The organism is Sphingomonas donggukensis, assembly GCF_023674425.1.
Classification (GTDB): domain Bacteria; phylum Pseudomonadota; class Alphaproteobacteria; order Sphingomonadales; family Sphingomonadaceae; genus Sphingomonas; species Sphingomonas donggukensis.
Genome location: NZ_CP098401.1, coordinates 1953670 through 1979879 on the forward strand (window position 1 = coordinate 1953670; position 26210 = coordinate 1979879).

19 protein-coding genes and 1 tRNA gene are annotated in these 26210 nt (G+C 67.8%); 7 read left to right on the forward strand and 13 right to left on the reverse strand.

Going from position 1 to position 26210, the window contains the following annotated elements; translation table 11 throughout:
* Positions 1-5: 5 nt before the first annotated feature.
* On the reverse strand, positions 6-4631 hold the full coding sequence (locus M9980_RS09660; RefSeq protein WP_250749935.1) for an NAD-glutamate dehydrogenase: 4626 nt from the start codon (positions 4629-4631) through the stop codon (positions 6-8).
* A 72-nt stretch (positions 4632-4703) separates the two neighbouring features.
* Complete coding sequence (locus tag M9980_RS09665; RefSeq protein ID WP_250754869.1) at positions 4704-5972, reverse strand: PAS domain-containing protein; 1269 nt, start codon at positions 5970-5972, stop codon at positions 4704-4706.
* 177 nt (positions 5973-6149) lie between these two features.
* Between M9980_RS09665 and M9980_RS09670 the strand changes: the two genes are divergently transcribed.
* Positions 6150-6225: transfer RNA gene (locus M9980_RS09670), tRNA-Thr, on the forward strand.
* Here the strand turns inward: M9980_RS09670 and M9980_RS09675 are convergent.
* From M9980_RS09675 to M9980_RS09700, 7 genes are all read right to left on the reverse strand, one after another.
* Entirely contained in the window at positions 6196-7827 is a 1632-nt protein-coding gene (locus M9980_RS09675; RefSeq protein WP_250749936.1) for a recombinase family protein, read from the reverse strand. The genes M9980_RS09670 and M9980_RS09675 overlap by 30 nt on opposite strands.
* Complete coding sequence (locus tag M9980_RS14275) at positions 7824-7946, reverse strand: hypothetical protein (protein ID WP_277998298.1); 123 nt, start codon at positions 7944-7946, stop codon at positions 7824-7826. Before M9980_RS14275 ends, M9980_RS09675 begins: the two co-directional genes overlap by 4 nt.
* 175 nt (positions 7947-8121) lie before the next feature.
* Positions 8122-10158, reverse strand: coding sequence for a hypothetical protein (locus M9980_RS09680; protein ID WP_250749937.1), 2037 nt, complete (start codon positions 10156-10158; stop codon positions 8122-8124).
* Positions 10151-10492 carry a hypothetical protein gene (locus M9980_RS09685; protein WP_250749938.1) on the reverse strand — a complete coding sequence of 114 codons (342 nt, stop codon included), beginning with the start codon at positions 10490-10492 and terminating at the stop codon, positions 10151-10153. The genes M9980_RS09680 and M9980_RS09685 overlap by 8 nt, the downstream gene beginning before the upstream one ends.
* Positions 10489-11520 (reverse strand): hypothetical protein, encoded by a 1032-nt coding sequence (locus M9980_RS09690; protein ID WP_250749939.1) that lies wholly within the window; start codon positions 11518-11520, stop codon positions 10489-10491. Before M9980_RS09690 ends, M9980_RS09685 begins: the two co-directional genes overlap by 4 nt.
* Positions 11498-12295 (reverse strand): hypothetical protein, encoded by a 798-nt coding sequence (locus M9980_RS09695; RefSeq protein ID WP_250749940.1) that lies wholly within the window; start codon positions 12293-12295, stop codon positions 11498-11500. Before M9980_RS09695 ends, M9980_RS09690 begins: the two co-directional genes overlap by 23 nt.
* Positions 12296-12451: 156 nt before the next feature.
* A complete protein-coding gene (locus M9980_RS09700; protein WP_250749942.1) occupies positions 12452-12760 on the reverse strand; it encodes a hypothetical protein in 309 nt (102 codons plus the stop codon).
* A 247-nt stretch (positions 12761-13007) separates the two neighbouring features.
* Here M9980_RS09700 and M9980_RS09705 point away from each other — a divergent pair, with 247 nt between their 5' ends.
* On the forward strand, positions 13008-15950 hold the full coding sequence (locus M9980_RS09705) for a hypothetical protein (RefSeq protein WP_250749943.1): 2943 nt from the start codon (positions 13008-13010) through the stop codon (positions 15948-15950).
* On the opposite strand, the gene M9980_RS09710 is transcribed toward M9980_RS09705, so the two are convergent.
* On the reverse strand, positions 15932-16891 hold the full coding sequence (locus tag M9980_RS09710) for a DNA N-6-adenine-methyltransferase (protein ID WP_250749944.1): 960 nt from the start codon (positions 16889-16891) through the stop codon (positions 15932-15934). The two genes, M9980_RS09705 and M9980_RS09710, sit on opposite strands and share 19 nt — an antisense overlap.
* A 128-nt stretch (positions 16892-17019) precedes the next feature.
* On the opposite strand from M9980_RS09710, the gene M9980_RS09715 reads away from it, so the two are divergent.
* Both M9980_RS09715 and M9980_RS09720 read left to right on the forward strand, forming a co-directional pair.
* On the forward strand, positions 17020-17760 hold the full coding sequence (locus M9980_RS09715; protein WP_250749945.1) for a hypothetical protein: 741 nt from the start codon (positions 17020-17022) through the stop codon (positions 17758-17760).
* Positions 17757-18305, forward strand: a complete 549-nt coding sequence (locus tag M9980_RS09720; protein WP_250749946.1) for a type II toxin-antitoxin system VapC family toxin — start codon at positions 17757-17759, stop codon at positions 18303-18305. Before M9980_RS09715 ends, M9980_RS09720 begins: the two co-directional genes overlap by 4 nt.
* On the opposite strand, the gene M9980_RS09725 is transcribed toward M9980_RS09720, so the two are convergent.
* The 3 genes from M9980_RS09725 to hsdR are packed head-to-tail and all read right to left on the reverse strand — an operon-like array spanning position 18302 to position 23411.
* On the reverse strand, positions 18302-19417 hold the full coding sequence (locus M9980_RS09725; protein WP_250749947.1) for a restriction endonuclease subunit S domain-containing protein: 1116 nt from the start codon (positions 19415-19417) through the stop codon (positions 18302-18304). The genes M9980_RS09720 and M9980_RS09725 overlap by 4 nt on opposite strands.
* A gap of 29 nt (positions 19418-19446) precedes the next feature.
* Positions 19447-21000 (reverse strand): class I SAM-dependent DNA methyltransferase, encoded by a 1554-nt coding sequence (locus tag M9980_RS09730; RefSeq protein ID WP_250749950.1) that lies wholly within the window; start codon positions 20998-21000, stop codon positions 19447-19449.
* Between the two features lie 47 nt (positions 21001-21047).
* The gene (gene hsdR / locus M9980_RS09735) at positions 21048-23411 is read right to left on the reverse strand and encodes an EcoAI/FtnUII family type I restriction enzme subunit R (RefSeq protein WP_250749953.1); all 2364 of its coding nucleotides are present in this window, start codon (positions 23409-23411) and stop codon (positions 21048-21050) included.
* Positions 23412-23616: 205 nt separating this feature from the next.
* Between hsdR and M9980_RS09740 the strand changes: the two genes are divergently transcribed.
* From M9980_RS09740 to M9980_RS09750, 3 genes are all read left to right on the forward strand, one after another.
* Positions 23617-24498, forward strand: a complete 882-nt coding sequence (locus M9980_RS09740; protein ID WP_250749956.1) for a 3'-5' exonuclease — start codon at positions 23617-23619, stop codon at positions 24496-24498.
* A 115-nt stretch (positions 24499-24613) separates the two neighbouring features.
* Positions 24614-25165 (forward strand): hypothetical protein, encoded by a 552-nt coding sequence (locus M9980_RS09745; protein WP_250749957.1) that lies wholly within the window; start codon positions 24614-24616, stop codon positions 25163-25165.
* 96 nt (positions 25166-25261) lie between these two features.
* Positions 25262-26143 (forward strand): 3'-5' exonuclease family protein, encoded by an 882-nt coding sequence (locus tag M9980_RS09750; protein WP_250749959.1) that lies wholly within the window; start codon positions 25262-25264, stop codon positions 26141-26143.
* Positions 26144-26210: the final 67 nt, after the last annotated feature.

The window sequence follows — 26210 nt, forward strand, 5'->3', positions numbered from 1 at the left end:
TTCGCCTAACGCCCCAGCAGCACCCGCGCCTGTCCGGCGATCTGCGCCAGCATCGCCGCATTCGGCGCCTGCGCGACGCGGGCACGGCGGATCAGCTCGGCGAACTGGTCGACCCGCGATCCGTTGGCGGCCAGCCACGTCTCGACCGCAGCCTCGGGATCCTTGCCCTCGCTGCGCGCCAGGAATTCCAGCCGCAGCTGCTGGAAATCGCGGGCGAGGCCGGCGATCAGCAGGCGTTCCCACGGGTCGCCGCTGGTGATGCGCGCGGCGTTCGCCTGCGCCCAGTCGAGCCCCAGCTTCTGCCCGAGATGCGTGAATGCGTGGGTCAGCCGCGTCTCGTCGATGCCGCGCCGCTGGCCCAGATCGGCCAGGCCGACGGCGCCATCGAGTTCGAAGAGGCGCACGATCCGCCGCACCAGCGGCTTCGGCGCGCCCGCCGTTTCCAGCCGCTGGGCGATGCGGTCGCTACCGGCCCGCGCTTCCTCGCGCAGCAGGTCCTTGGTCTGCTTGTCGAGCGCGTCGATGCCGGGCTTCAACCGCGCGACGATCTCGCCCGGGCCTTCGCCGGGCTTGGCAGCCCGCAGCAGGTCGGCGACCTGCGCGCGCGTGCCGACCGCGACCTCGTCGAACAGCGCGATCCGCGCCGCCTCGCTGATCGGCGCACGCTCGACCTCGTCCCACAGGTCGGCCAGGTCGAAAATGCGTTCGGCGGCGACGAACATCGCCGCAATGTCGCCCATCGCCGCGCCTTCCTCCTCGGCCAGCTCGAACGGGTGGAGCACGCCCATCCGGTTGACGACGCGATTGGCGAGCTTGGTCGCGACGATTTCGTTCCGCAGCCGGTGGCTTTCGATCGCCGGCCCCCACGCCTTCTGCATCGCCTTCGGGAACGCAGCATAAAGGTCGGGCTTCAGCGCATCGTCCTCGCCCAGCCGGCGCTGCTCGATCGCGTCCTGCAGCGCCAGTTTCGCGGTTGCCAGCAGCACCGCGAGCTCGGGCCGCGTCAGGCCGTGGCCCTCAGCGGCGCGGCGCAGCAGCTCTTCGTTCAGTCCCAGCCCCTCGACCTTGCGATCCAGCCGCCCGCCCATCTCGAGCATCTCGATGACGCGGCAATAGCTCGGCACCGCGATCGGCCCGTCGTTCTCCATCACCGACAGCGCCAGCGTCTGGAGGCGATTGTCCTCCAGCACCAGCTCGGCGACGTCATCGGTCATGCTGGCGAGCAGGACGTTGCGCTTGTCCTCGGCCAGCCGCCCCTCGGCCATCTCGCGGTTCAGCGCGATCTTGATGTTGACCTCGTTGTCCGAACAATCGACGCCCGCCGAATTGTCGATGAAGTCGGTGTTAATGCGCCCGCCGAGCGATGAGAACGCGATGCGCGCGGCCTGCGTCACGCCCAGGTTCGCGCCCTCACCGATCGCCTTGGCACGCAGCAGTTCGGCATCGACGCGCAGCCGGTCGTTGGCAGGATCGCCGACCGCGACATTGTTCTCGGCCGCGGCCTTCACATAAGTGCCGATGCCGCCGAACCAGATCAGGTCGACCGGGCTTTTCAGGATCGCGGAGATGAGCGCGGCGGGTTCGATCTCGCCCGCCTCGATGCCGAGCACCGCGGCGGCCTCCTTCGACAAACGGATCGACTTGTCGGCGCGCGAAAACACGCCGCCGCCCTTCGAGATCAGCTTGGCGTCGTAATCCGCCCAGCTCGACCGCGGCAGCGCGAACATGCGATTGCGCTCGTCCCAGCTCGCCGCGGGATCGGGCGCGGGGTCGAGGAAAATGTGGCGGTGGTCGAACGCCGCGACCAGCTTCACCGCCTTCGACAGCAGCAGGCCGTTGCCGAACACGTCACCCGACATGTCGCCGCAACCGACCACCTCGATCGACTGCGTCTGCACGTCGACGCCCATCTCGGCGAAGTGGCGCTGGACCGACACCCACGCGCCTTTCGCGGTGATGCCCATCGCCTTGTGGTCGTATCCGACCGATCCGCCGGACGCGAAGGCGTCTCCCAGCCAGAAGCCGCGCTCCAGAGCGATCGCGTTGGCAACGTCGCTGAACGTCGCCGTGCCCTTGTCCGCGGCGACCACGAAATAGGGATCGTCACCGTCCAGGATCGTCACGCCTTCGGGATGGACGACCGCGTTCTCGACCAGATTGTCGGTGATCGACAGCAGCGTGCGGATGAAGATGCGGTAGCTTTCGGTACCCTCCGCGAACCACGCATCGCGGTCGGTCGCCGGGTTGGGCAGCATCTTGGGGTAGAAGCCGCCCTTCGCACCGGTCGGCACGATCACCGCGTTCTTCACGCGCTGCGCCTTCATCAGCCCGAGGATCTCGGTGCGGAAGTCGTCGCGGCGGTCGGACCAGCGCAGGCCCCCGCGCGCCACCGGGCCGGAACGCAGATGGATGCCCTCGACACGGGGGCTATAGATCCAGATCTCGCGCCACGGCAGCGGCTTGGGCAACCCCGGCACCAGCGCGCTGTCGAGCTTGAACGCCAGCGCTTCAGCCGCGGCGGGCGCGTAGAAATTGGTGCGCAGCGTCGCCGCGACCACACCGCGGATCGTGCGCAGGATGCGGTCGTCGTCGATCGCCGACACCTTGTCGAGCCCCGCGTCGATCGCGGCGTCGGCGGCGGCGATGCGTGCGTCGGCACCCTTGCGCGCCGCGGGATCGTGCGCCGCCTCGAACCGCGCAATCAGCGCGGCGGCCACCGCAGGCGCTCGGCGGATCGCGTCGACGACCGTCATCAGGCCGTAGGACATGCCGGTCTGGCGCAAATACCGGAACCAGGCGCGCAGCAGCGTGACCGCGCGCGGTGCCATTCCGCTTTCGACGATCAGGCGGTTGAACGCGTCGTTCTCCGCCGCCCCCTCCAGCACCGCGGCGATCGCCGCCTCGACCGTGGCGGCATCGCTGGTCAGCTTGCCGCCCGGCACCGATACTAGGAAGTCGTGGACGAACGCCCCGTCGCTTTCGATCAGCGCGGTCGGCACTTCCTCGATCACGCGGAAGCCGAAATTCTCGAACACCGGCACCGCATCCGACAGCGGCAGCGCGCCGCCCAGCCGGTACAGCTTGATGCGTAGCTGATCCGGCGCCGCCACGTCGTCGACGATGCGCACCGACCGGCTCTCCGCCCCCGACAGATCGGCGATGCGCAGGATGTCGCGCGCGGCTTCCTCGGGCGTGTAATGCAGGCGGTAGCCGTTCGGGAACGCGCCCGCATATTTGAGCGCAAGGCGCGTCGCGCGGGCGTCGCCGGCCTCGGCGATCAGTGCCGCCTCGATCGCGGGCACCCACCCGCGCACCATGCGCTCGATCTCCGCGTCCAGTGCCGCGACGTCGGGCACCTTCGCGCTGCCGCGCACGTCGAGCGTGTAGCGGATCAGCGCGACGCCGCCGTCCTCCAGCGCGATCGACCAGTTGAGCACGGTCGCGTCCGCCGCCTCTGCCAGCATGTCGCCGATCGCCAGGCGTCGCGCCGTCGTCACGTCGTCGCGCAGCAGCCACACGAACGCGAAGATGTGCCGCCCGAGCGTCGAGCGGACGAGCTCCAGCTTGGGCCGCGGGCGATCCGCCAGCGACATCGCCGCTAGCGCCAGCGTCTCGAGCTGTTCGGGCTGGAACGCGGTCGTCAGGTCGTGCGGCAGCGCGGTCAGCGCGTGGGTCAGCGCCTTTCCGGTATGGCCCTTGGGATCGAAGCCGAACTTCGCTTCCATCATCGCCAGCCGCTCGCGCAGCACGGGCACGTCGCGCGGGGAGGCATGCAGCGCGCCCGACGTCCACAGCCCGGCGTGGAGCGAGATGCCGGTGATCTCAGGCCCCTCGCGCACCGGGACCAGCACCAGGTCCAGCGGCACGCGGCGGTGAACGGTCGCGATGCAATTGGACTTCAGCAACAGCGGCGCGGCGCCCCCCTTGCGGAAGAAGTCGAGCGCCGCGACCCGCGATGCATCCGCCAGCAACGGCACGTCGAACTGGTGCCGCGCGAGGCCCAGCTCGTTCTCGGTCCGGCCATCGGCATGCCAGATCTCATGGCCCAGCAGCGTCATCGCGCGGTCGTTGAACCACTGGAGCAGCGCCCCACCCTCGAGGTTGCCCGCCTGCATCAGCCGCGCGACATCGGCGCGCATCGCCGCCTGCAGCGCCGGCCAGTCGGCGACCGCACTGCGGACGTGCGCCAGGTTGCGCTCCAGCTCGCTCGTAATCGCGCGACGCACCTTCGCATCGGCGCGGTGCATCTCGATATAGACGACCGATTCGAGCGCCCCCTCGCCGACCGCGACCAGCGTGCCGTCGGCGTCGCGCTTCAGCGGAATGATCGGGTGGATCACGCGGTCGATCGGCACGTCGTGCGCGGCGATCGTCGCCGCGATCGAATCGACCAGGAACGGCATGTCGTCGTTGACGACGGCCAGGCGCATCCGCCGCTGCTGGCCGTCCGCCTCCAGCATCTCGAGCGCGATCGCCGGCTTGCCGGGCGCGCGCACATGCGCCGCCTCGGCGACGAATCGCGCCGCCTCGGCCCGCTCGGGGGCGGTCAGCCCCTCGATCTCTCCCGGCAGGGCGCCTTCGATCAGTCGGGCGTCCAGCGCGTCCGACAGCGACTTGGTCTTGGTTGCCATCGCCGCCCTATGCGCCCGCGATCCCGCTGGCTCAACCCGTGACGTGGTTGCAATTGATACGAAATCGCCGATTTACGCTGCGGCGCGGCGGATCGTGCGCTCGGTCAGGCTCTTGTCGTCGGCGACGCAGGCCACGACGTCCAGCCCGCCGCCCGCGTCGCGCCGCGCCAGCAGCACGACGAATTCGCCGTCGTCGGCGCGCGCCGGATCGATATCGACATGCGCGATCGGCGCACGGGCGCGCAACTCGCTCGCTATCTGCTCGTACAGGTCGGGCGCCTTGGCGGGGCGCTTCAGCGCGCGCTCGGCGCCGACCACGCCCTTTACGCCGCCGGGGAAGCTCTCGAGATAGGCGGGCAGGCCATCGGCACCGACTTCGTGCCGGGCGGCGTGGGTAAGGACAGAGGCATATTCGGCCAGCCGGGTCTTGTCGTGCCCTGCCCCGAACACCAGCTTCGCGACCGGCGTCATCGGCGCGCGCGCCTGCGCCTTCAGCCCGGCATCTGCCAGCATCGCGGCATAATCCTCCGGCGCGTCGGCGATCGCCTGCGCCAGGCCGTGTGCGCGGCCCAGCGCCTGGTACAGCGCGGTGCGGCTGCGGCCCTCGCTGGCGGCAAAGGCCTCGGCGCAGTCGCGGGCGGCGGCCAGCCGGTCGTAGAGCGTCGCGTCATCCGGTATCGGCGCGGTGACGGCGGGCGCCTCGTCAAACTCGGCGCCCGGCCCGTCGGCCCACACCGATCCGGGCATCGCCAACGGCGCCGGCGCGCGGCGAGCGGCGCGCAGGTCGGCGGTGAGGCGCGCCTGCGTCTCGGCGTCGACCAACTCCTTCCAGTTGATGACGCCGTAGATGAAGTCGATCGTATCCTCGTCCGAGGAAAACGGCATCAGGATGCCGCGGTACATCGTGTTGTGCCCGCGGGTGCCGACGAATTCCGCCTCGAACCCGATCGGCGCGCGATTCGCGATGATCTGCAGATAATGGTCCGTCAGCCGCGACAGCAGCGATCGGCTGGGCACGTCGGCGATATGCGACACGCTGGCGTCGATCCCGCATTCCTCGCGCAGCGCACGGCCCAGGAACTGGATGCGCGGATCCTCGATGCCGTGGGTGAAGTCCAGCAGCACGCTGTGCGGCCCGAAATCGGCGATCGAATTGGGGTCGAGATCCTCGATCGAGGGATAGGCGCGCCCCTGCAGCAGCGACACCCAGTGGTTGTAGGCGCGGACATGCATCCGCCGCTCGTCGCCGCCGACGTCGATGCCGACATCGCTCACCGATCCGTCGACATAGTCGGGCCCGCCCGAGCCGACGCCCTCGTCGATGCCGTTTGCGGTATCCATCACGTCCGTCCTTCATGTCGCGCGGGAAAGCCGGGGCCATCCCGCGTGTGCGTTCGGACACGGTGTGCGCGATGCGTGGTAAACACCGCGTAAAGGTCGCAGCAACGCTTGCCACCCCGCCCAACCACTGCTAATCGCCGCCCCCGCACCGATGGAACCCCATCGCGTCGCACGTCGGCCGCCTTAGCTCAGCTGGTAGAGCATCGCATTCGTAATGCGGGGGTCACAGGTTCGAGTCCTGTAGGCGGCACCACTTCCGGTCAAAGATGGGCACCGTGCCCTCGAGGCGCGGGACGCCGCTGGTGACACCGTTCTCCAGCGCCGCCCTGGGGCCGGAGATGAGTATTTCGCCCTTCGAGATCGTGACCTCGGAAACCAGCATCCTGAGATAGGCCGTGCGCAGCGTCGGATCGTCGTCGCGCAGCTTCTCCGACAATAGCCTGCCGAACTTCGCGACGGTCTCGCCGGTGATTCGGCGCGACCCCCGTGCCAGCTGCGTCTCGAGCGCATCGATCCGCGCCGTGGCGGCTGCTAGTGCGGCGCGGTTGTCGCCCATGCGCTTCGCGAAGATCGGATCGCGCGGTCCCATCTCGCCAGTCTCCACCAGGATCAGCAGCCGCTCGATGGCGGTGCGCAGCCGGGTCTGCTCGGCGCGGGCGTGGACCAGCTCGTGCTCACGCTGCGCACGCTTGTGGTCGGACAAATTGATGACCTCGGCGAGGAGCGCCTGAAGCCGGTCAGGGGCGAGCAGCTGGCGCTCGACCGCGTCGAGCACTACACGATCGAGCTCCTCGCGCCGCACGCTTGGCCCATCGCAGGTGCGGCCCTTATTCACGCGGGCGTTGCACACGTAATAGCTGTAGCGCCCCCCTTTCCCGGTGCGCATCGTCATGCCGCAGGTGCAGCCCGCCATTCCGCAACGAGCGATCCCCATCAGCATGGTGGTGCCGGCGGCGATATGGGGCGCGGTCTTGCGCGGGTTGCGGCTGGCGCGCAGCGCCGCGACGCGCTCGAACTGGTCCAGCGCGACGATCATAGGGCAAGGCACCGAGATCCAGTCCTCGGGATCGGGGGTGTTGCCGTCGTCATCGGCGGTCTTGTCGTAATAGGTGCCGGTATAGACCTGACGGCCAAGGATGCCGGAGAGATTGCTGTTGGAGAACTTTGCGCCGCGCAGTGTCGTGCCGCGTGCGTTGAGCGTGCCGACGATCCAGCGACCCCCGCGGCCCATGTCGGCCCAGTCGAAGATCTCGCGCACAACCGACGCCTCGCCCGGCACGATCTCCAGCTTCATCCGCTGCTTCTCGCCGTCCTGATGGGCGACATAGGTCTGGTAGCCATAGGGCACCGGGCCACCGTTGTAGTAACCCTGGCGGGCATTCTCACGGCGGCTCTTGCGGGTGTAGACGGCCGAATCGAACGCCTGCTGCTCGGCCATCATAGCGGTGATGGTTTGGCCGATGCGTTTCGAGCGCCCCTCGCCGAAGTTCTCGGTGATCGAGACCGTCTCAACGCCCGCGTCGGCGAGCGCGTCGATCGAGTTGAAGAACAGCCGCATGTTGCGCGCCATGCGGGCGATGGCGAACATTAGGACAAGATCGACCGGCTGCGAGCCATCGGTCGCCTGCGCGATCATGCGGTTGAACTCCGGACGCCTGTCAGTGCGCCCGCTCAGCCCGCAGTCGGCGAACTCCTCGACGATCTCGATGCCGTGCTTCAGGGCATAGGCACGCAGGGCATGGCGCTGCGCCTCGATGCTCTGCGCCTTGCCGTCCTCCTTGTCGACGCTGAGACGCAGATAGGCATAGGCGCGTGGCTTGGTATCGGCCTTCCTGGTTCGTCCGCGTGCCATCATGCTTCCTCATCGAAGATCGCGGCGAGGTCGGGGCCGAGCGCCGCCAGCACCTTATGAATCTCCTCGGGCGTGATCGGCAAGGCCGTCAGGAACAGGCTGTGGACCGGAACCGGACGCATGGCGCCACGGTCGGCCGGATCGCCGCCGCTGGTGGCAACGCCGTGTGCAGGGGCGGCGGGCTGCGACGCGCCCGTGGCGGGATCGGAAACGGTCGGCGGGGATGACATCCACCCCGTCTGCCGCTCGCCGTGGCGGTGAGGTTCCCGCTGAAAACTGGCGAAAAATCGCCGAAACTCAGCCCCTGAAGACGGTCAGGAACTGGGGATCGCTGGAGATTGCCGAGTAGCCCTCGCACATCCGCGCCATGATCCGTGCGGTGAGGAGGCTCGGACGGCTCTTGAGGTAGAGCGGTTGATAGGCGTCGAACGCTGTCTTAGCCTTGGTCATGATCCGCTGCCATGCCGATGGCGGGGCATCAGCCGGAGTCGCACGGCGGCCCTGCCGCCCGGGCACCGGTTCGCGCTCGATCGGAATGAACGCCGAGCCGAACGCGCGGTAGAGCTTCGCGCCCCTCTGCAGGCGATCCCAGAACGCGACATCGTGGTCGCGGTGGAACCAGAGCGCATAGTCGAACACCATGCCCATGGGTCGTTCATGGTCGCGGTCGTCGAACCGGCCGGCGAGCGCGGTCGCGCGATTGGCAATGCCCTTGCAGGTGGCGAGATCGGTCTTGAGACAGGACGACATCTCGAGCCGCGCCGCGATTGACGGGGCTGTGCCCTGCAGGACGTGATGAACGGTCCGGCCGAACGCCGTCCGCCATGCATCGCTGCCCGCGCTGCGCGCGATCAGTCGGTCGAGGATCTGGCGCAGACCGAGGATGACCATCTCCTCGATGTCGAGGCCATAGAACAGGACGAGCGGCTGGCGGCGGGTGCCCTCGCTCGGCTTGTCGAGTTCGGTGCTGCGGATGAACCCGTGGGTCGGTCCATGGCCGGCGGCCGCGGCGAGATCGCAGAAGCGCGAGCCCAGCGCGTAGGCGTGATGGGTGTAGGCCGGCACCGTTGTCGCCATCCAGTGCGAGCGGCGGCCAATGAACCCCGTGGTGACCGCCCGGTGATACGCGCCGAGGTCGAGATAGCGGCCAGGCGCATCCTGCCCTGCGATGGCTCCCTGAACCCCGGCGGCCGCGTCGAGGACCGGCTTGAGGGTGACGTTGTCAAGCTTGGCACCATCCTTCATGCTCTCGCGCCTGGCCATGGTGGCGGCGATCGCGCCGACCCGCTCGATCTCGGCAAATAGGGCATGACCGCCGACATAGCCATAGCTCAGGCGGAACACGGGGTGGGGGGCGGCAAGCCAGCGATGGTGGCCGAGCGCCACTTCGAGCCGGCGCGCCATCAGCCAAACATAGAGCCCGTGCGTTTCGACCGCACCGACCTCGTCGATCATCACGTTGACCGTCTCGGCCAAGGCGCTGTTCGTCACCGCGAGGCGGCGGGTAAAGCGGGAACCTTCGCGGTCCTCGTTAGCGGGGACGTCGCGCAGGATCTGCCGTGTCAGCCAGAGGTGGACAGCGTCGGCGGCGGTCGCGGCGATGCGTACAGCGCGCGCGACGTCGCCTTTCGAGCGGCGACGGCGCGCTGCCTCGACCTGATCGACGAGGTGGGCGGCGATCCGGTGGATGCCCCGCGGCGCGCTCAGATCGTTCAGGAGGATGTCGGTCGCGATCCTGGCAACGCCGATCAGCGCGGCCTCGACCGCCATGGCTGCGGCGTTGACGTCGCCCTGTTGGCGACCGGTCTTGCCCGTGCGCTGACGCGCCTTCTCATACTTCACGCCTGCTGCCGACAGCATCGAGGCGGCGATGAAGAGCCGTGCGCGGGCGCCGCCGGTGCGCAGCATGTCGGTGATGCCGGCGTGCTCGGCGATGCTGAAGCCGAGCAGCGGCTTCACGCGCGCATCGTCATCGGCGCGGCCTTCGGCAAGACGGGTCTGCCTGTAGTGAAACGCCGTGACCGCGACGGCGCTGTCGGGCAGGCAGTGCGGTGCCGGGCCGATGCCGGTCCAGCACCCGCCGACGAACAGTGCCTGGAGTGGCGGTGCGAACGCCACCCGGCCGACCCGGCGGCCGACCGGGTCGTCCAGCGCAGTGACGATGCCGGCGCCTGCATGGTCGACACCGGGCAGCATCGCTCGGCGGAGGCGGGCGAGTTGCTTCGCCGGCACGATGGCGTCGAGCTTCAGGTCGGAAGCATCGTCGGGGACGATCGTGTCGTGCGCCGCGATCGCGAAGATGTGGCGCTGGACGGGGTCGACGAGCTCAGACATCAACCCCCTCCATCGTCTTGGGGTCGTTGAGAAATTCGACTATCGCTGTGATGTTGGCGTCGGCGTGGCGGTTGCGCTCGCGGTTGTAGGTGTCGAAGATCACCTTGATCTCGGCGAGGCGCCGCATGATCCGCACCAGTTCGCCGTACTGGGGATAAAGCGACGACGGGTTACCGTCATAGCTCTTCACGATCTCGCGGGCACGCCGCAGCAGCTGCTTGCGCTCCTCGATCCACGGGTCGACGTTGGTGACCTGAAGCGTCTGCCCCTTGTCGACGATGTTGATCATCATCGGGCGCGATGCAGAGGTCTGGCTCGTCGTGTCGGTCGTCACGCCTTCTCTCCACGATGGCTGTTGTCGAAGCGCGGGTTGCCGCCCGCCCCGGTGATCGCGTCGGACGAGGCGCCGCGGCGCGGGGTGATGGGCATTGGAAGGCCGCGCGCGGTCTCGATGCGCTGCATCAGGTGACGCTGGCGTTTCGTTGGTGCGCGCTCGCGCCACTTGCCGGTGTCGCGATAGGTCTGGTCGATCTCGGCCCACGACGCCTGCCGCTCGGCATCGCGGCGCGCGGCGCGCGCGTGAAGCTCGTCGGCGCCGATGGTCGCCAGCTCGGCGCGATAAGTGGCAACAGCCGCCGCCAGCGCATCGCCGAACGGCGTCGCCGGTGTGACGCCCTCTACCGAGGCGATGAGCGTCCCCAGCCGCTCGCCGCACGCAAACGCGCCCACCCACGGGTCTCGGTCGCGGCGGTCGAAGCCGACGAGGCGCCAGACCATGCCGGTCGCAAGGCCAGGCTTGCGCGCGAACAACGTGGTTAGGTCACCATCGATGCAATCGGCGCGCGCCGCGATGAAGAGCACGCCATCCTCGGCCAAGCCCTCGCCCAGCGCCGCGAACGCGCCGGGGAACGCTGTGAGAAGATAGTCCGCGCCCGCGCCGCGACGCACCGTCTCGGCGGCGGCTTGCGCCACTGGCCAAGGCTGCGCGAGCAGTCCGGCGAGCGACAGGAAGTGCTCGGGGCCGATGCCGGCGTAGGCATGGTCACCGGCGGCGGTGTGGCCATGAGCGTGGGGGTGGGGCTCGATACCGGCCATCTCGGCGACGATCGCCTCGGCGTCGGCGTCTGCGGCGGCGATGTCGGACCGGGCGGTCGCGATCAGCGCGTCGAGGCGCGCCGCCGGGTCGGGGACAGCGCTCGGATGTGACGGGAAGAGGGGGCGGATCATGCTGGTCTCCTTGCGAAAGGAGCCGAGAATGGACTGGTGCCGAAGAGCGAGGTTCCCGCGTGAAAGCCGCGGAAATTCAAGCGTTACCGCCTTCGAGAGCGGGTGACGAACGTCAGTGAGCATCGCGGTCACCATCGTCGTCGACCTCGAATCCCGCGAAGGTGAGGAGCAGCTGCCGGGTCGGCGCAGCATCCGCCTGTTCACTGCTGGCGTCGCCGTGGCCCCCCGCACTACTGGCGGCGACAGACCCGTCCTGATCGGTATCGTGACCGCCGCCGTCGCGATCATCGACGACGTTGGGGTGGTGGAAGTGCTCGGCATCGACATCGGGCGCGGCGTTCGTGGTCGTCGCTTTCACGTGCGCACGGGTCTCGAGCGCCGCGGCCAGATCGGCCTCGCGCTGATCGAGACGGCCGGTAAGCCGGTCCTCCCGGCGCTGGGCGTCGGCCAGCGCCTGCTCCAGCTCGGCGATCCTGGCGGTCGCGACGTTGAGTTCCGCCTCGATTCTCTCGCCGACCGCCACGACGTCCGCGGTCTCGGCTTCGGCCCGGTCGGCACGACGCTCAGCATCGCCGACGCGCAGCATTGCGACGCGGTCGAGGCTGCCGCCAACGACGCGCACCGCGCCGAGGCAGGCGCCGACGCCGTCATCGGTCAGCCGCGTGAAGATCGCGCGGATGTTCGCCTCGACTTCGGGCGGCACGTCGACGGTCACCGGCTCGGCCGCGGCGCGACACCGTGCGCGCCAATCGCGAAACTTCGCGTACAACGACGGGTTCGCGGCGGTGCCGAGCCGCGCCGCCACCTGATAGGCGGTGATGGTGTCGAGGGTCACCTTGCCCCCGGCGAGGATCGCGTCCGCCGCCTGGTCCACGTTGGGCTGGCGGTTCCATTCGCTACTGTTCTTCATTGCTGTTCTCGCACTCCGGCGAGACGGTGAAGGTGCGATACCTGCGCTATCGCAGGTATCGCACGTGTCGCAGCTATCGCAGCTTCACCGCTCGCGCATGGTCATCGGCGCGCGGCCGCCAATGGCGGTTGCGCGCTGTTGATCGACGATGTGCGGTTACGGCGCCGCCCAGGCCTGGGGCGGGTGGTGGAGGTGGCGCGGCGGGCGCGCACTCACCGGCGCCGCCGTGTCGGTCGTGCCCCTGATCAACTGCACGACCATCTGAGTCGTGAGGACCATTAGCAGAGCAATCCGCGAGATCAGCCCACGCAGTGCGTCGAGGCGCTCGCGCCGAAGCGCGATCCGCTTGGTGGCTGCGCGCTTCCAGACATACTCGACGAGCCTGCCAAGCATCGCGGCAAGCTCCGAAAGCTCGGCCTTGGCTGCCAGGTCCTGCCCGCCATCGATGTCGACTGCGCGATCCATGACGCCATTATAGGGGCTTTGGGGCTGCCGACCAAGTCGACGCCCATAAGCTGCGGCGTGCGGGCGGTCGATGAAGTGGGCACCGCTCATCGCATTCCCCTGTCACCGTCGCCGACAGCCCGACCAACTCATCATCGCCGATGAGCGGAAAAGTGCGGCGGGATGGCCGGACAGGCGAACAACGGGAAGTTCGGCACACCCAGCAATCCTAGCGAAGGGGGTAAGGTAGGGTGGGGTAGCGCAAGAAATGAAATCTTCGATTTCGACGACCGGGGCAGGCCCGTCCGCTGCGCCCCCCACCCGTAGCTTCAACGTCCTGCTTGCCGATGGTTCTAGGCTTCGCGTCACCTGTCGCGACCTCGCCCTACAGTTGCGGCAGGAGCGGAACGCTACGCTGAAGCGACTGCGGCAGACCCGTGCCGAGGCGCTGGCCGACGTCGCGGACCGGGTCGGCGAGGCCCGCATCCGCCGCGAGTTCGAGGCTGCCGAGCGGGAGATGGATGCGGCGATACGCCGGCTGTCGAAGCAGGTTCGGGTCAAGCCGGAGCCACGGCGCAGGTCATCGGCCTCGCGTTCTGCGCCGTCGGGACCGACCCGCACGGGCCACTCCGGCATCGTCTTCACGCGTCACGCGACCAGCGCGCTCGCCCGGCGCGACCAGCTCGGCCGCGAGGGAATGATGCTGCGCATCCGCTATGTCCGCGCCGGCGGCAGGCAAGCCAGCCCCGGCTGCCTTCGCCGCCACTACCGCTACATCGCCCGCGAGGCGGCGGTGACGCTCGACAGCGACGGGATGCGGATCGTGCTGGGCAACATTGGCGACACCGAAGACAAGGTCATCGGGGTGCTCGACCTTCAGGAGCAGGTTCTGCGCGCGACGCGCAAGAACGCCAAGCTGGGCTTCCGCATGATCGGTGCGCTTCCCTACGGCCTGCCGGTCGATGCCCGGCGCGAGTTTCTCCAGCGCCTCGGCGACGAACTGTTCGGCAAACGTGGCTTGCCCTGGACCGCCGCTGCGCACGATTCGGACCCCGGAGCTAGCGTCGACAACCCGCATTTCCATCTAGACTATGGCCTGCTGCCGATGGAGCTGTTGGCGGACGGCAGCGTGATCATTTCCAACGACCTGCGCACCGATCTCGACGGGCAGGAGGGGCTGCGGTTCATCCGACACACGGTTGCGCGGGTGATGACCGAGGTGGCGCAGGAATACGGCCTTGATCGCCGTTTCACGGCGCTCTCCTACTGCGAACGCGGCATGGATCGTGACGGCGGTGAACACGTCGGGCAGGAGGGCACGGCTGCCCACCGTCGCGGCGAGCATGTCGCCACGATCGCGCGCAACGAGGCGAAACAGCGCCGCGCTGACGCCCGCGAGCGATCACGCAAGGCCGGCGCACGTCTCTACGCGCTCGAACGACTGAAACTTGCGCTCGCCGCCACGCCTGCGGCTCCCTCCCTGTCGGACGAACCCGCATATCAGCGAGAAGAAGTGCTCCCGGCGATGGCGCCCGTCATCGCCGCACCGATCGCGGTGAATGATATCCGCCCCATGGCCCCGGACGTGTCGATGCAGTTCGTGTCGATGAAGACCGACCCCGTTCCCCAGCACGATGACGGCATGCCTGTCGCACCAGCGCATCGACCAGCGCCGTCGCTGGCCGCGTTGACCACGATCATCGATGCGGAACCGCTGGCCATCGTGCCGGAGATGGCACCCGTCACCGAAACGCCCTTGCCCGGGGTGCCCGCCATGCCATCGGTGATTCCGATTGCCGCGATACCCCCAACCGCGGCCCCTATCGACGACGCGCTGCCGAACGCCTCCGATATCGCCGTGTCATTCGCATCGTTGAGCACGCCGTTGCCGGCTGACGTGCCCGCCCACACCAATCTTATCGCCGCGCCGGATATGGCTGCACCGGCGGACGTGATCGCGAACCTCGGGCCAGAGGCACCGACGGTTGACGCCCCGCCAGCCATCACTGCAACAGGATATCCGGCGCCTCGCCAAGCCGCCGGAATGCTGCCGCATACGGACACGCCTATGGCGCCGGAGATGGCCGCGGTCCCCGCCTTTACCGGCATATGCCGCAATGTCAGCACTATCGCGCCGCCCGTGGTCACCCTGGTCGAGCCACCGGTCGATGACCCGTACGCGCCGACGCCGATTATCTGGTCCATCGGTAGGCAGGCATCGGTCGACCCGGCGGATACGCTCACGGAACAGCGTTTGAAGGAGGCGCTGGAGCGCGAGGAAGCGCAGCGCCGCTCCGCCGATAGCGAAGAAGCTACGAGACGTGACCGGCAGATGGCCAACGCCGCCGCGTTCGAGGCGCTGCGCCGCCATGACGAATGGCTTGGTCAGGATGACGAAGGCCGGTATTCCGTGTCCGACGCGGCGTTGCGCGCCAGCGGCCTCGACCGCGCCGATCTCGACACTCTGGAGGCTCAGACGGCGCTCGAGGCGATCGGGTTCGCGCAGGTCGACCGCCTCGACCCGGTCCTGGACGATCGATCAGGGCGCCCGGTCTTCCACATCGTCGACGGCGGGCTCCACCTTGATGGCCGGTTCGCCCGAGACTTGTGCGATGATGTCGCGCGGTGGAGCGACAGTCCTCACTTCAGAGCCTTCGTTATCAGCATATGGCCGGAACTGCGCGCCGCGCTGGCACCAGCGACGAGCGCCAAGGGCTTGTCGGCGATCACGGCGGAGGATCAGCGCCGCCAGGCGCTTGACGATATGCTCGCTGCCATCGCCGAGGAACGGCACTTCCTCGGCCGAGAACGCGGCCTAGTTGTGGTGCCGCCGCACATCCTCGCCCGGTTCGGGCTGTCCCCAGCCGATATCGCCGGGGATGAGGCGCGCAGGCGGATCGCCAACCTTGCCGACCGGCAGGCGGTCGAGGTCTCGCAGATCGCGACCCATGTGCGGACGTCGCCGCATGACATTGTCCCGGACGGCGAGGGCTGGCGGCTTCGCGATTCTGCTCCCGCCGATATCCTCCTGCTGGTCAAGGCGTGGCGAAACGACGTGACGATGCAGCAGGCGCTCGGCCGAGTCGTTGGGACTAGGTCAGCCGAGGCGCCGGTCAGGGACACCGTCCGGCCGGGTGCCGAAGAAGCCGGTGATACGTCACGGATCGTGCGGCGTTTCCCCGGCCTGCCCGGCTACGGAATGGGGGACTGATCTTGGTCCGGGAGCGCCGCGTCCAAGGCCGCAGTCAGGGCAGTGCCAGGCGCCGTCGCGTTGTCCCTGCGCGCAAGCCAGATACCCGCAACCAGTTCCGCATACCGGCTCCTCTGTATTTCTGCCGCGCCGAGCGTCACCAGCATCAATGAAAACGGCGTACCCTGCCGTTTGCCGTGTAGGTCAAGAAAGCGGACGCGCCCGCGAAGCAGGAAGATGTCGGCGTCCACCGACAAGGTTTCGTGAAACAGAGCGGAATCGGTCCTGACGGGCGCCAGACAAACGACCGTCTCGACATTGCCGCACCGCCATTGGTCGTGGGCGCGCCGGAGCCAGACGAGCAGTTCGGAGAAGGGCGGATTGACGAACGCCAGCCGCCCGGTCCAGTCTTCGGCAAGGCCGTCCCCGCCTTCGCTTCGCAGGATCCGCCGTCGCGCGACGACCGGGCTGAGGGTGTGGCCGCATGGGTCCAGGTCGATGGCGCCGAACGCCGCATGGATCGGGGCCAGGAACTCCGGCGGGGTGAAGCGGGCGTCGCGATCCTCGCGGTCGCCTTCACCCCAATAGGTTCGCTCGCGCGCGCGACGGCTCACATTGGGTGCCAGCACTGCCATTAGGCGCAGCAGGCTAGCGACCGATCCGCCGCCCCGTTCCAGGCTGGCGATGGTCGTTCGCGACAGCCCCGTCTTCGCTGCCAGCGCATCCAGCGATAGGGATCGTTTCTGCCGGCATGCGCGGAGTTGGTCGTGCAGGGTTTTGCCTGGACCGAGCCCTGAGAGCCGAAAGTCCAGCGCGGTCATCACTGCGGTCAGGGTCGAGACCGCGCCGACACTCTTTTCCAACCGTTTGATGGCTTGCGATTCGACGCCGACACGTTGCGCCAGAGTTGCCTGTGACCAACCAGCAGATCGCCGGGCAGCCCTAATTTCGTCGATCAGCATCTGACCTCATTATAGATCAGATACTGTGCACGCAAAGGCAGGCTATTCGGCAGTTGCGGCGGTCAAGCAGCCACCGCGAACTTGCGCTCGCCAAGCGATTCGGCATGCGATAGGCTCGCTCGACGGCCATGGACGACACCTACCAGTTCACCATCGACGGAGCCTACAGCCCCGCAACGCTGCCTATGGAGCGGCTGGCGGAATATATGGCCGCGTTGGCCAAGCTGCTCGGTGAGAAGAGCGACGTCCACTTCCGGTCGGTCGAGCCGGGATCAGCGGTGCTGGTCGCGGCGATCGACGAGCCCGCGCAACCGAAGGTTCGGGATCGGACGGAAAAGGTGCGCGATGGCATCGCGCCGCAGGATGCGGTCAAGGCCTTCGGCGACCTCGACAACCTGTTGCGCAAGGATAATGCGAAGGGCCGGCTTGTCGGCGCGGCGGGGGCCGTCATCATCCCGTTCCCAGGGCGCGAGCGCGTAGAGCCGGTCAGCTATGGCGCCATTCGACAGGAGGGGACGATCGATGGACAACTGATCCGCGTCGGCGGCACAGGCGACACGATCCCCGTCCATCTGCGCGACGGTGATCTCGTTTACACCGGCCTGTATACGGACGTCGCCACGTCTCAGCGACTGGCCGAGCATTACATGAAAGGGCCGCTGCGGGTCAGCGGCACGGGCGTGTGGCAGCGGAGCGAAGATGGCGACTGGACGCTCGACAGCTTCAAGGTTGTCGATTTCGAACTGCTCGACGACGCGCCGCTGCCACAGTTGGTCGAAGCATTGCGGCGGGTCAGCGGCAGCGGCTGGCGTGACGTAGCGGATCCAGTCGCGGATCTCACTGCCGATCGGCGGGGAGACGATCGATGATCACAGTGATCGACGCCAGCGTCCTCGTGTACATGCTGGATGCCAATGCCGCAGCGCCGGTCGATCCGCAAACCGGCCAGCCGGTCACCGACTGCAGGGCCCGGGTCGATTACCTGATCGAGACCTTGGCCAAGCGGCAGGACAAGCTGGTCATTCCGACCCCGGCTCTCGCCGAAGTGCTCGCTAGGGCAGGCGCTGCCGGCCCGGACTGGTTGCGGCTGATGCGGCAGAGCCGGCATATCCGTCTCGGCGATTTCGACGAACGGGCGGCGGTCGAATGCGCCATTCTGGCCGCCAAGCGTTTGGCGAATGGAGGCGGAGCCGGTCCGCGCTCCAAAGCGAAATTCGACGAACAGATTGTCGCCATCGCCAACGTCGCGGGTGCCAAAGTCATCTACTCCGACGACGCCGATATCGCGCGCATGGCCCGCGAGGGCGTTCAGGTGCTTGGCGCCCGCTCGCTACCGCTGCCGCCGGTGGTCGCCCAGCCAGACCTGCTGGACCAATTGGCGGAAACTCCGGCGCCAGCGCCACCAGCGGGTTAGGTGAGTTCGCCGAACGCCTCGTCCAGCATGGCGGGGAGCAGCGCCGCAAGTTCGGTGGCCGCGTCCGCCTGTGCTTGGCGCGCGGCCTGTGCCTTCGCCTGCAAAGTGTCGAACCAGCGTTGCGCGTCGAGCGGCGGGACAGGTACCTTGATCGCCGCCAGCCGCTTCGTCGCCAACGTACGATTACGGTCGGCACTGCCGGGCGATGCTTCGTTGATGCTCAGCATCCCGCTTTCAGACTGAAGATAATACCAGAGGTACCCGGCGGTAGCGCGGTCGGGATCGGGGACGCAGGTCAGGTAGCGGTGCGAGCCGTGTTTGCCGGCGTGTTCGACCCCGGCAACAGCGAAGGCGCCTTCCCAGGCCTTGATGTTGCTGAACACCAGATCGCCTGCCTCAATACGGTAGAGCGACTGCCACGTCACATCGGCGCCAATCACGTCAGGTTTGGTGAACAGGCCCCGGCCGAACGATCGCGCGCCTAGCTCTGGGTAAGTCGCATCGGGGTCGATCGTCACCGGGCGGCGGACAAGGGGAGCAACGTCGCTCATCGGCGCGCGTGGCGCGTCGGCAGTGAGGCGGGCAAAGGCGGCGGCGAGCATCGCAACGACATCTCCCTCCACCACCGCTGCTTGCTCCGCACGCGCTGCGACCGCCGCGGCTGTCGCTTCCAGCCGCGCGACGATTTGACGCTGTTCGGGAAGCGGCGGAAGGCTGAAGCGATGCTCCAGAATGCGTTCGGGGTGAACGCGCTGCCGCCGATCGCCCATGCCGACGGCGCCAGCGCGCAGCCGTAGCCACGTGTCGCTCCGACGAAACAGCCAGCCGATGAACGCGGGATCAGCCTTGGCGGCATCGACGGTGAACGTTGGGAATTCGTTCGACACGAAAGCGCCGTCATGTTCGGCGGGGACAGAGGTATATGCCCCCTCGAAGGCGAACAGGCGGCTGTAGATGATCTGCCCCACGCGGACGCGATACAGGGTAGAGGCGCTGGTTTCGGCGGCATCAATGGCTGGCTTGCCAAACGTGCCGCGGCCGAAACTGTAGATACCGATGTTCGGGTAGGTCTTCCCCGCCTCAACCCTGTGCGGGTCGAGATCGAGCGCCATCACGTCACCCAACGCAACCGTTGGCCACGTCATGCCGCGTCGCGCTCCGCCACCAGTCTGTGCAGATCGTCGAGGATCGCCAGCACCTCGCGCTCCTTCGCCAGCGCGGCGGCGACGATCTCGGCAGGCGCGCGGTGATCCTCGGTCGCCTTGGCGTTGGGGTTCTTCTGGTCGAGGTTGACCGCGCGAACCACGCCATCGCCATCGCGCTCGATTAGCCCGGGACCGTTCACCACCCAGGCGCGGGCGTCCTCGCCGCGCGCGTCCCACCAAGCGGTCAGGTCGGCAAGGTCGGCTGTCTGGAGCGGGGCGGTCTTGCTGTATTTCCTGCGTCCCTCGGGCACCGGCTGTTCCCAATAGTGGATGTCGCCCGTCGGGCCGGTGGTGTCGAAGAACAGCAGGTTGGAGGCAATGTCGGTATAGGGGGCGAACACGCCTTCGGGCAGACGGACGATGGTGTGGAGGTTGAACCGCTCCAGCAGGTCCGCCTTGATCCGGGCGGCGACGCCGTCGCCGAACAGCACGCCGTGCGGCACGACCACGGCGGCGCGCCCCTTACCCTGCCGCTTCAGCTTGCGCATGATGAGCTGGAGGAACAGCAGCGCCGTCTCTGCGGTGCGGCGGTCGTCGGGGAAGTTGGAGAGGATACCCGCTTCCTCCTCGCCGCCGAAGGGCGGGTTGGATAGGATCACCTCGACCCGCTCGCGCTCGCCGATGTCGGCGAGCCGGTGACGCAGGGCGTTGCCGGGATCGATGTCGGGCGCCTCCAGCCCGTGGAGCAGCAAATTCATCTGCACCAGCAGATAAGGCAGTGGCTTCGCCTCGACGCCGATCAGCGATCCGGCCTGAAGCTGACGCTGCTTGTCCACGCTGTCGGCCTGCCGCGCCATGTGGGCGTAGGATTCGGTGAGGAAGCCGCCGGTGCCGCATGCCGGATCGAGCACCTTCTCGCCGATCTGCGGGTCGATCCGCTCGACCATGAAGCGGACGACGGGACGCGGCGTATAGAACTCGCCGCTGTCGCCGGCGGCGTCGCGCATCTCGCGCAGTAGCGTCTCGTAGAGGCGACCGAGCGTGTGCATCTCGTTCGAACTGTCGAAATGGATGCGATCGACCAGGTTGATGACCTCGCGCAGGATGTACCCGTCGATCATGCGGTTCTGGACGCCGCGGAAGACGGTGGCGATCACGTCCCGCCGGTCGCGCCCGCCGTTCCGACCGCGCAGGCCACGCAGATAGGCAAAGAGGCCAGGCCCCTTGGTGCCGTCCGGCCGCACCGGCTCATCGGCGTTGATGAAGGACAGCAGGTCAGGCCCGGTGATCCCCGCCTTGTCCGCCGCCCAGTCGCGCCAGCGGTACGGCGGCTCGATCGCGGCGTGGAACGGCTCGCCCGCCAGCTCCGCCTCGTCCTCGTGCACCCGCTCCAGATCGTCGAGGAACTTGAGGAACATGATCCAGGTGAGCACCGGCAGCCGGTCGAGGTCACCGTTCAGCCCCTTGTCCTTGCGCATGATCTTGCGCGCGGACTTCACGATCGAGTCGAGGCGCTGGGCGGTGGTCTGCGGAGCAGCGGTCTTTGCCACAGGTGTTCTTCGGGGCGGGCGCGCCATGATCTTCCTTCAGTATCGGGTCAGGCCGCGTAGAGGGCGGCGGTGAGTTCGGCGACGGCCTCGCGCATGGGTTGCGGACCGCCGAAGCGGCGGGCGATCTCGCTGGGATTGCCGAAGTCCGAAACCGGCTGGACCTTCAGCGCCTGCGGCAGCGCCAGTTCATCCGCGCCGCCGCTGGCATAGCGGTCGAGCAGCGCGTCGAGGATCGCACGAGCGTCGTCGCGATAGCGGTCGAAGATGCCCGCGTCGCGCAGACGGCGTGCGCGTTCGGCACGCGTCGTCAGCGGCGCGTGCCAGGCGAGGTGGCAGAGCAGGTCGAACGGGTCATCGTCCGGGCGCCCCGCCTCCAGGCAAAGCGCATGCAAGTCGATCCCCCGCTCGGCGAGCGCATCGATGATGGCGCCGCGCTTGTCGGGGATCGCCCAATCGGCGCGGAACGCCGCCGGGGTAGCGAACAGGGTCCGTACTTTCTCGCCGGTCCAGTCGGTCAGCTTGCGGACGGTGAGCCGCTTGCCGTCGCTGTCGAGATCGTAGACGAGGTGGGCGACCACCTCCACCTCGCCGCCATCGACATAGAATTTGCGCGGCAGGCCGTCGGCGTCATCGTCTGGCGGCAGGACCGTGACCGTCGGTTCTTCGAGATCGTCCTTCTCTGCGTCCTCATGCTCGTCGATCTCGGTCGAGATGACGTCGCCGGTGTCGTCGATCTCGGCCGTAATCTCCGCCGTCGGCTCACCATCAAACGCCGGGTCGGCGAACTTCTCGGTCGCCGTTCCTGTATAGTCGAGGATGGAAAACCACAGCTTGCCGTAATCCTCGCGCAGCCGCGTGCCGCGACCGATGATCTGCTTGAACTCGGCCATCGAACCGACGACCCGCGCAAGCACCACGTTCTTGCAGGTCGGCGCGTCCACGCCGGTGGTCAGCAGCTGCGACGTGGTGAGAATCACCGGGGTCTCGGCCTCCAGGTCTTGGAAGCGGCTGAGCATCCCTTTGCCGATGTCGCCTTCGTCGGCGGTGACGCGGGCAACGTAATCGGGGTGCTTCGCGACCATGTCGGCGTTCAGCCGCACGAGCGCTGCGCGCATTTCGCTGGCGTGGTCCTGGTCGACGCAGAACACGATCGTCTTGGCGTAGCGATCGGTGTTCTTGAGGAAGTCGGTCAGATGCCGCGCGATCGCCTCGGTGCGGGCGCGCAGGGCGATCGTCCGTTCGAAATCGCGGGTCTGATACTCCTCGTCGGGCACCTCGCGCCCATAGCGGTCGAGCTCGCCGGCGCTCGGCCGCCAGCCCACCGCATCCAGATCGGTGACGATGCGATGGACGCGGTACGGCGCCAGAAACCCGTCGGCGATGCCCTGCGCCAGACTGTAGGTGTAGAGCGCATCGCCGAAATAGGCGTAGGTGTCCCGGCTCTCCTCACGCAGTGGTGTCGCAGTCATGCCGAGCTGATAGGCCGGCTCGAACCAGTCGAGGATCTCGCGCCACGAACTGTCCGCCCGCGCGCTGCCGCGGTGGCATTCGTCAATGACGATCAGGTCGAAGAAGTCGGGGGCGAACTCGCGGAACAGGCCGGGCCGACGTTCGTCCGCCGCGATTGCCTGATAGGTCGAGAAATAGATGTCGCGACCATGGCTGATCGATGAGGCGCCGAGCTTCCACCGCGCGTCGCCGAACGGCGTGAAGGTCTTGTCCTTCGGATCGTCGACGAGGATGTTACGGTCGGCTAGGAACAGGATCTTTGGACGACGATGGTCGCCGCGCTTGTTCCAGCTAGCCGACCACAGCCGCCAGCAGATCTGAAAGGCGACCGCCGTCTTGCCCGCGCCGGTGCAAAGATTGAGCAGCAGGCGACGTTGGCCGCTGTGGATCGCCTCCAGCGAGCGATTGACCGCGATCTCCTGATAATAGCGCAGCGGTCGATCGGCGTCGGGAAAGCCGGGTTCGAGGACGCGCTCAGCGATCGGTTCGGGCAAGTCGAGCCGGTCACGTAGCCGTGTCCAAAGTTCGTCCGGCGTTGGGAAATCGGCACGCGCGGACTCGGTTCCCGCCGCCATGTCGATCTCGATGATCTCGTGCCCGTTGCTCGCATAGGCGAAGCGCAGGCCCAGCACCTCGGCATAGTCGCGCGCCTGCTGCACACCGTCCTGCGCGGAGCGATAGCCGGCCTTCGCTTCGATGACGGCAATGGGGTAATCCGGCCGGTAGCGCAGGATGTAATCGGCGCGCTTCTTCTGGCCACGGCGGGGCTGGCCGCCGACGAACATCACGCGACCATCGGTGAACGTGCGCTGTTCCTGGATTGCGCACGGCGCATCGTCCCATCCGGCAGCTTGCAGGCGGGGGACGATCAGCTTCCGACAGGTATCCGCTTCCGTGACCATAACTTAGCTGACGTTGTGCCGTCAGAAGAACAACGTGGCAACCGCTCCGTTGCCGAGCGGGCTTCGCATGTGACTTCGATGGAAAAGCCGAGGGCGGCTCGCCCCGGCGATAGTGCGCCCATGATCTTGTCCGGGCGCCGTCTCCGTGACCGAAGATGCAGAGGGGAAAATCCTCGCTGTCGCTCGGTCCTGAAGGAGACCAAGCATGCACGAGATCCGCCACCTGGCGGCCAACGCCCTGATGACCGGGGACGCCGACGACCCGGACATCCGCATCCTACGCCGCGTATCCACGCTCGACGCACTTCCTCTGGCACCGCGCGGTGACGGGCCGATCCGCACCATCGCCGTGACGGACACCGAAACCACGGGGACCGACCCGCTCACCGACGAGGTGATCGACATCGCCGTCGTCGTGTTGGAGGTCGATACCGCAGGGGAAATGGTGGGCATCGCCAGCGCTGGACAAGCGCTGCGCGATCCCGGCATGCCAATCCCGGAGCACATCACGCGCCTCACTGGTATCACGGACGACGATGTCCGGGGCAAGACAATCGACCTGGATCGACTCGAGCGCCGACTGGCGGCGGCGGATGTTCGAATCGCGCATAACGCCCGCTTTGACATCGCCTTCCTCGAGTCGTTGCTGCCCGGCCTCGCGGGCGCCAGCTGGGCTTGCTCCGCCAGCGACTTCGACTGGGTCGCGGCCGGCTTCGACGGCTACAAGCAGGGCCACCTGCTGATGCAACTGGGCTTCTTCAACACGGCGCACCGCGCGATGTCGGACGTGATCTCGCTGATTCACCTCCTGTCGCACCGGCTGCCGCACGGCCAGACCGTGCTCGGCGCCCTGCTCGCCAACGCCCAAAAGCCCAGCATCCGGTTCGAGGCGACCGGCGCGCCATTCGACAGGCGCAGCCTGCTCAAGGCGCGGGGCTACAGATGGGACGCGCGCCAGCGTGTCTGGTGGTCGGAAATCGACGAGGACGAGTGCGCTGCCGAGGAACGCTGGTTCCGCACGCACATCGCGCCGACCGGCCCGGTGCCGCGAATGCTGCCGCTCACCTGGCACCAGCGCCACCGCTGATGACGACGGCGCGCCGGCAGGCGCGCCGTCCCTTCCAGAGCGAACTGAATGAGCACCGTGACAGACGGGAAAAATGCTCCGGCCGACGAGGCCGTCACAAAGACGGAGTGACGATATGAAGACGACCAAGACCCTGCCGATGCAGGTCCGGCACCAGAACTGGATGCTCGCCGTGCGCGAACTCGCCGGGGTGCCGACGTTCAAGCCGGCAAACGAATCAATCCTGTTCTGTGCGACCGGCCTCGCTGGCATCGAGCGTGGAATGGAACTGGCCCGGCTCGCTCAACAGGCGGAGCGTGACGTCATCTGCGCGCACTGGGCGAACTCCAAGGCGAAGCGGCCCTCGGGCTACACGGTGGTCCTGCGCGACGTGCTGTCGGTGAACGTGGCGAGCGACTGCAAGGCATACCTGAGGGATGGGCAGCCGCTTGCCCTCGTCTCTCAGAGGGAAGACCTGACCGTCTGGGTCGGCGACCGCGGTCTGCTGCAACGCGCCCGCGGACTGCCCCCACAGCTCACCGAGGGCATGCGGATGGCGACGACGCGGATCCGCGTCGTCGCCGACGGCCGCGACGCCGAGCTACTCGACAACAACCGCTACATGCCGCTGGGTGGCGAATTCGAAGCGCACGATGCGCCGATCGACGCGCCCGTCCGCCTGTCCTGACCGTCAGCGACCCTGTCCCGCATCCTTCAGCAGTGCCGTCGCCGCCCCTGACTCAGGGCGGCGGCGTCTGACGCCTATCTGAATTCGGAGACCATCATGAAGACCGACATCACCACCACGTCGCGCGGCCCGCGGAGCTGGATCGTCCTCGACATCGAATCCGCTGTGCTCGATGACACCGCCCACAAGCGCTATCAGGCGATGGAGCGCTGGGTGCCCGGCGACGACAAGCCGATCCGCCGCGGTTACCAGCGCAGCGAAGACCCGCTGACCTGCCCCCGCTGGGTTTTCCAGACGATCACCACCGCCGCGATGATGGTGCTGGTCGAGGATGCGCAGGGCGGGGTCGATGTCAGCCGCCTTGTAACGCTTTCGGCACCGGACCACGACGAGCGCGCGGTGCTCGCCGGCATCCTGCAGGTGCTCGCCGACGCGCCCGCCGACGCTGAAATCTGCACCTGGATGGGGCTTGCCCATGACATCCCGCTCCTCGTCAGCGGGTGCCTGCGCCACGGACTGACGTTGCCGAAGGGGTGGGGCTGGCTGGCGCATGGCGGCTTCCACCGCGAGCGCCACCTCGACCTCGCCCGCGCCTACACCGCAGGCATGAAGATGAAGCCGATCCACTTGGCCGAGGTGCTCGCCGCCGTGGACATCCCCGGCAAGATCACTTGCCCGCCGTTCGCGGTCACCGGCCTGATCTACGCCGGGCGATGGGACGAGGTGCAGGAGGCCTGCGAGGTCGACGTCATCTCCACCGCGCTGCTGCTCGCCCGCTGGCGGCGGCTGACGGACGCGCGTGCGGAGGCCGACGCTGTGGAGGACCGCATCCTGCGGCGGGTCGCGGAGCTGCGCGCCGGGCGCGGTTACATCGGCGCGCTGGCGGCGCACCGTCACAGGCGATTCGCGGCGAAGTTCGCGAAGGCGGCGAACGACGCCGACGTGCTCGCTCCTTGGCTGGATCAGGACGCGGCCTGAAGGGCATTGCGGGGGAAGCGGCCGACGCCGCTTCCCCCGGTTTCGGCAATACGATGTGACAAAAAGG

Coding starts and splice junctions, on each gene's coding strand:
- M9980_RS09660 (WP_250749935.1), bottom strand. CDS start 4,631: ATGGCAACCAAGACCAAGTCGCTGTCGGACGCGCTGGACGCCCGACTG.
- M9980_RS09665 (WP_250754869.1), bottom strand. CDS start 5,972: ATGGATACCGCAAACGGCATCGACGAGGGCGTCGGCTCGGGCGGGCCC.
- M9980_RS09675 (WP_250749936.1), bottom strand. CDS start 7,827: ATGATGGCACGCGGACGAACCAGGAAGGCCGATACCAAGCCACGCGCC.
- M9980_RS14275 (WP_277998298.1), bottom strand. CDS start 7,946: ATGCGTCCGGTTCCGGTCCACAGCCTGTTCCTGACGGCCTTGCCGATC.
- M9980_RS09680 (WP_250749937.1), bottom strand. CDS start 10,158: ATGTCTGAGCTCGTCGACCCCGTCCAGCGCCACATCTTCGCGATCGCG.
- M9980_RS09690 (WP_250749939.1), bottom strand. CDS start 11,520: ATGGTGACCGCGATGCTCACTGACGTTCGTCACCCGCTCTCGAAGGCG.
- M9980_RS09695 (WP_250749940.1), bottom strand. CDS start 12,295: ATGAAGAACAGTAGCGAATGGAACCGCCAGCCCAACGTGGACCAGGCG.
- M9980_RS09700 (WP_250749942.1), bottom strand. CDS start 12,760: ATGGATCGCGCAGTCGACATCGATGGCGGGCAGGACCTGGCAGCCAAG.
- M9980_RS09705 (WP_250749943.1), top strand. CDS start 13,008: ATGAAATCTTCGATTTCGACGACCGGGGCAGGCCCGTCCGCTGCGCCC.
- M9980_RS09710 (WP_250749944.1), bottom strand. CDS start 16,891: ATGCTGATCGACGAAATTAGGGCTGCCCGGCGATCTGCTGGTTGGTCA.
- M9980_RS09715 (WP_250749945.1), top strand. CDS start 17,020: ATGGACGACACCTACCAGTTCACCATCGACGGAGCCTACAGCCCCGCA.
- M9980_RS09720 (WP_250749946.1), top strand. CDS start 17,757: ATGATCACAGTGATCGACGCCAGCGTCCTCGTGTACATGCTGGATGCC.
- M9980_RS09725 (WP_250749947.1), bottom strand. CDS start 19,417: ATGGCGCTCGATCTCGACCCGCACAGGGTTGAGGCGGGGAAGACCTAC.
- hsdR (WP_250749953.1), bottom strand. CDS start 23,411: ATGGTCACGGAAGCGGATACCTGTCGGAAGCTGATCGTCCCCCGCCTG.
- M9980_RS09740 (WP_250749956.1), top strand. CDS start 23,617: ATGCACGAGATCCGCCACCTGGCGGCCAACGCCCTGATGACCGGGGAC.
- M9980_RS09745 (WP_250749957.1), top strand. CDS start 24,614: ATGAAGACGACCAAGACCCTGCCGATGCAGGTCCGGCACCAGAACTGG.
- M9980_RS09750 (WP_250749959.1), top strand. CDS start 25,262: ATGAAGACCGACATCACCACCACGTCGCGCGGCCCGCGGAGCTGGATC.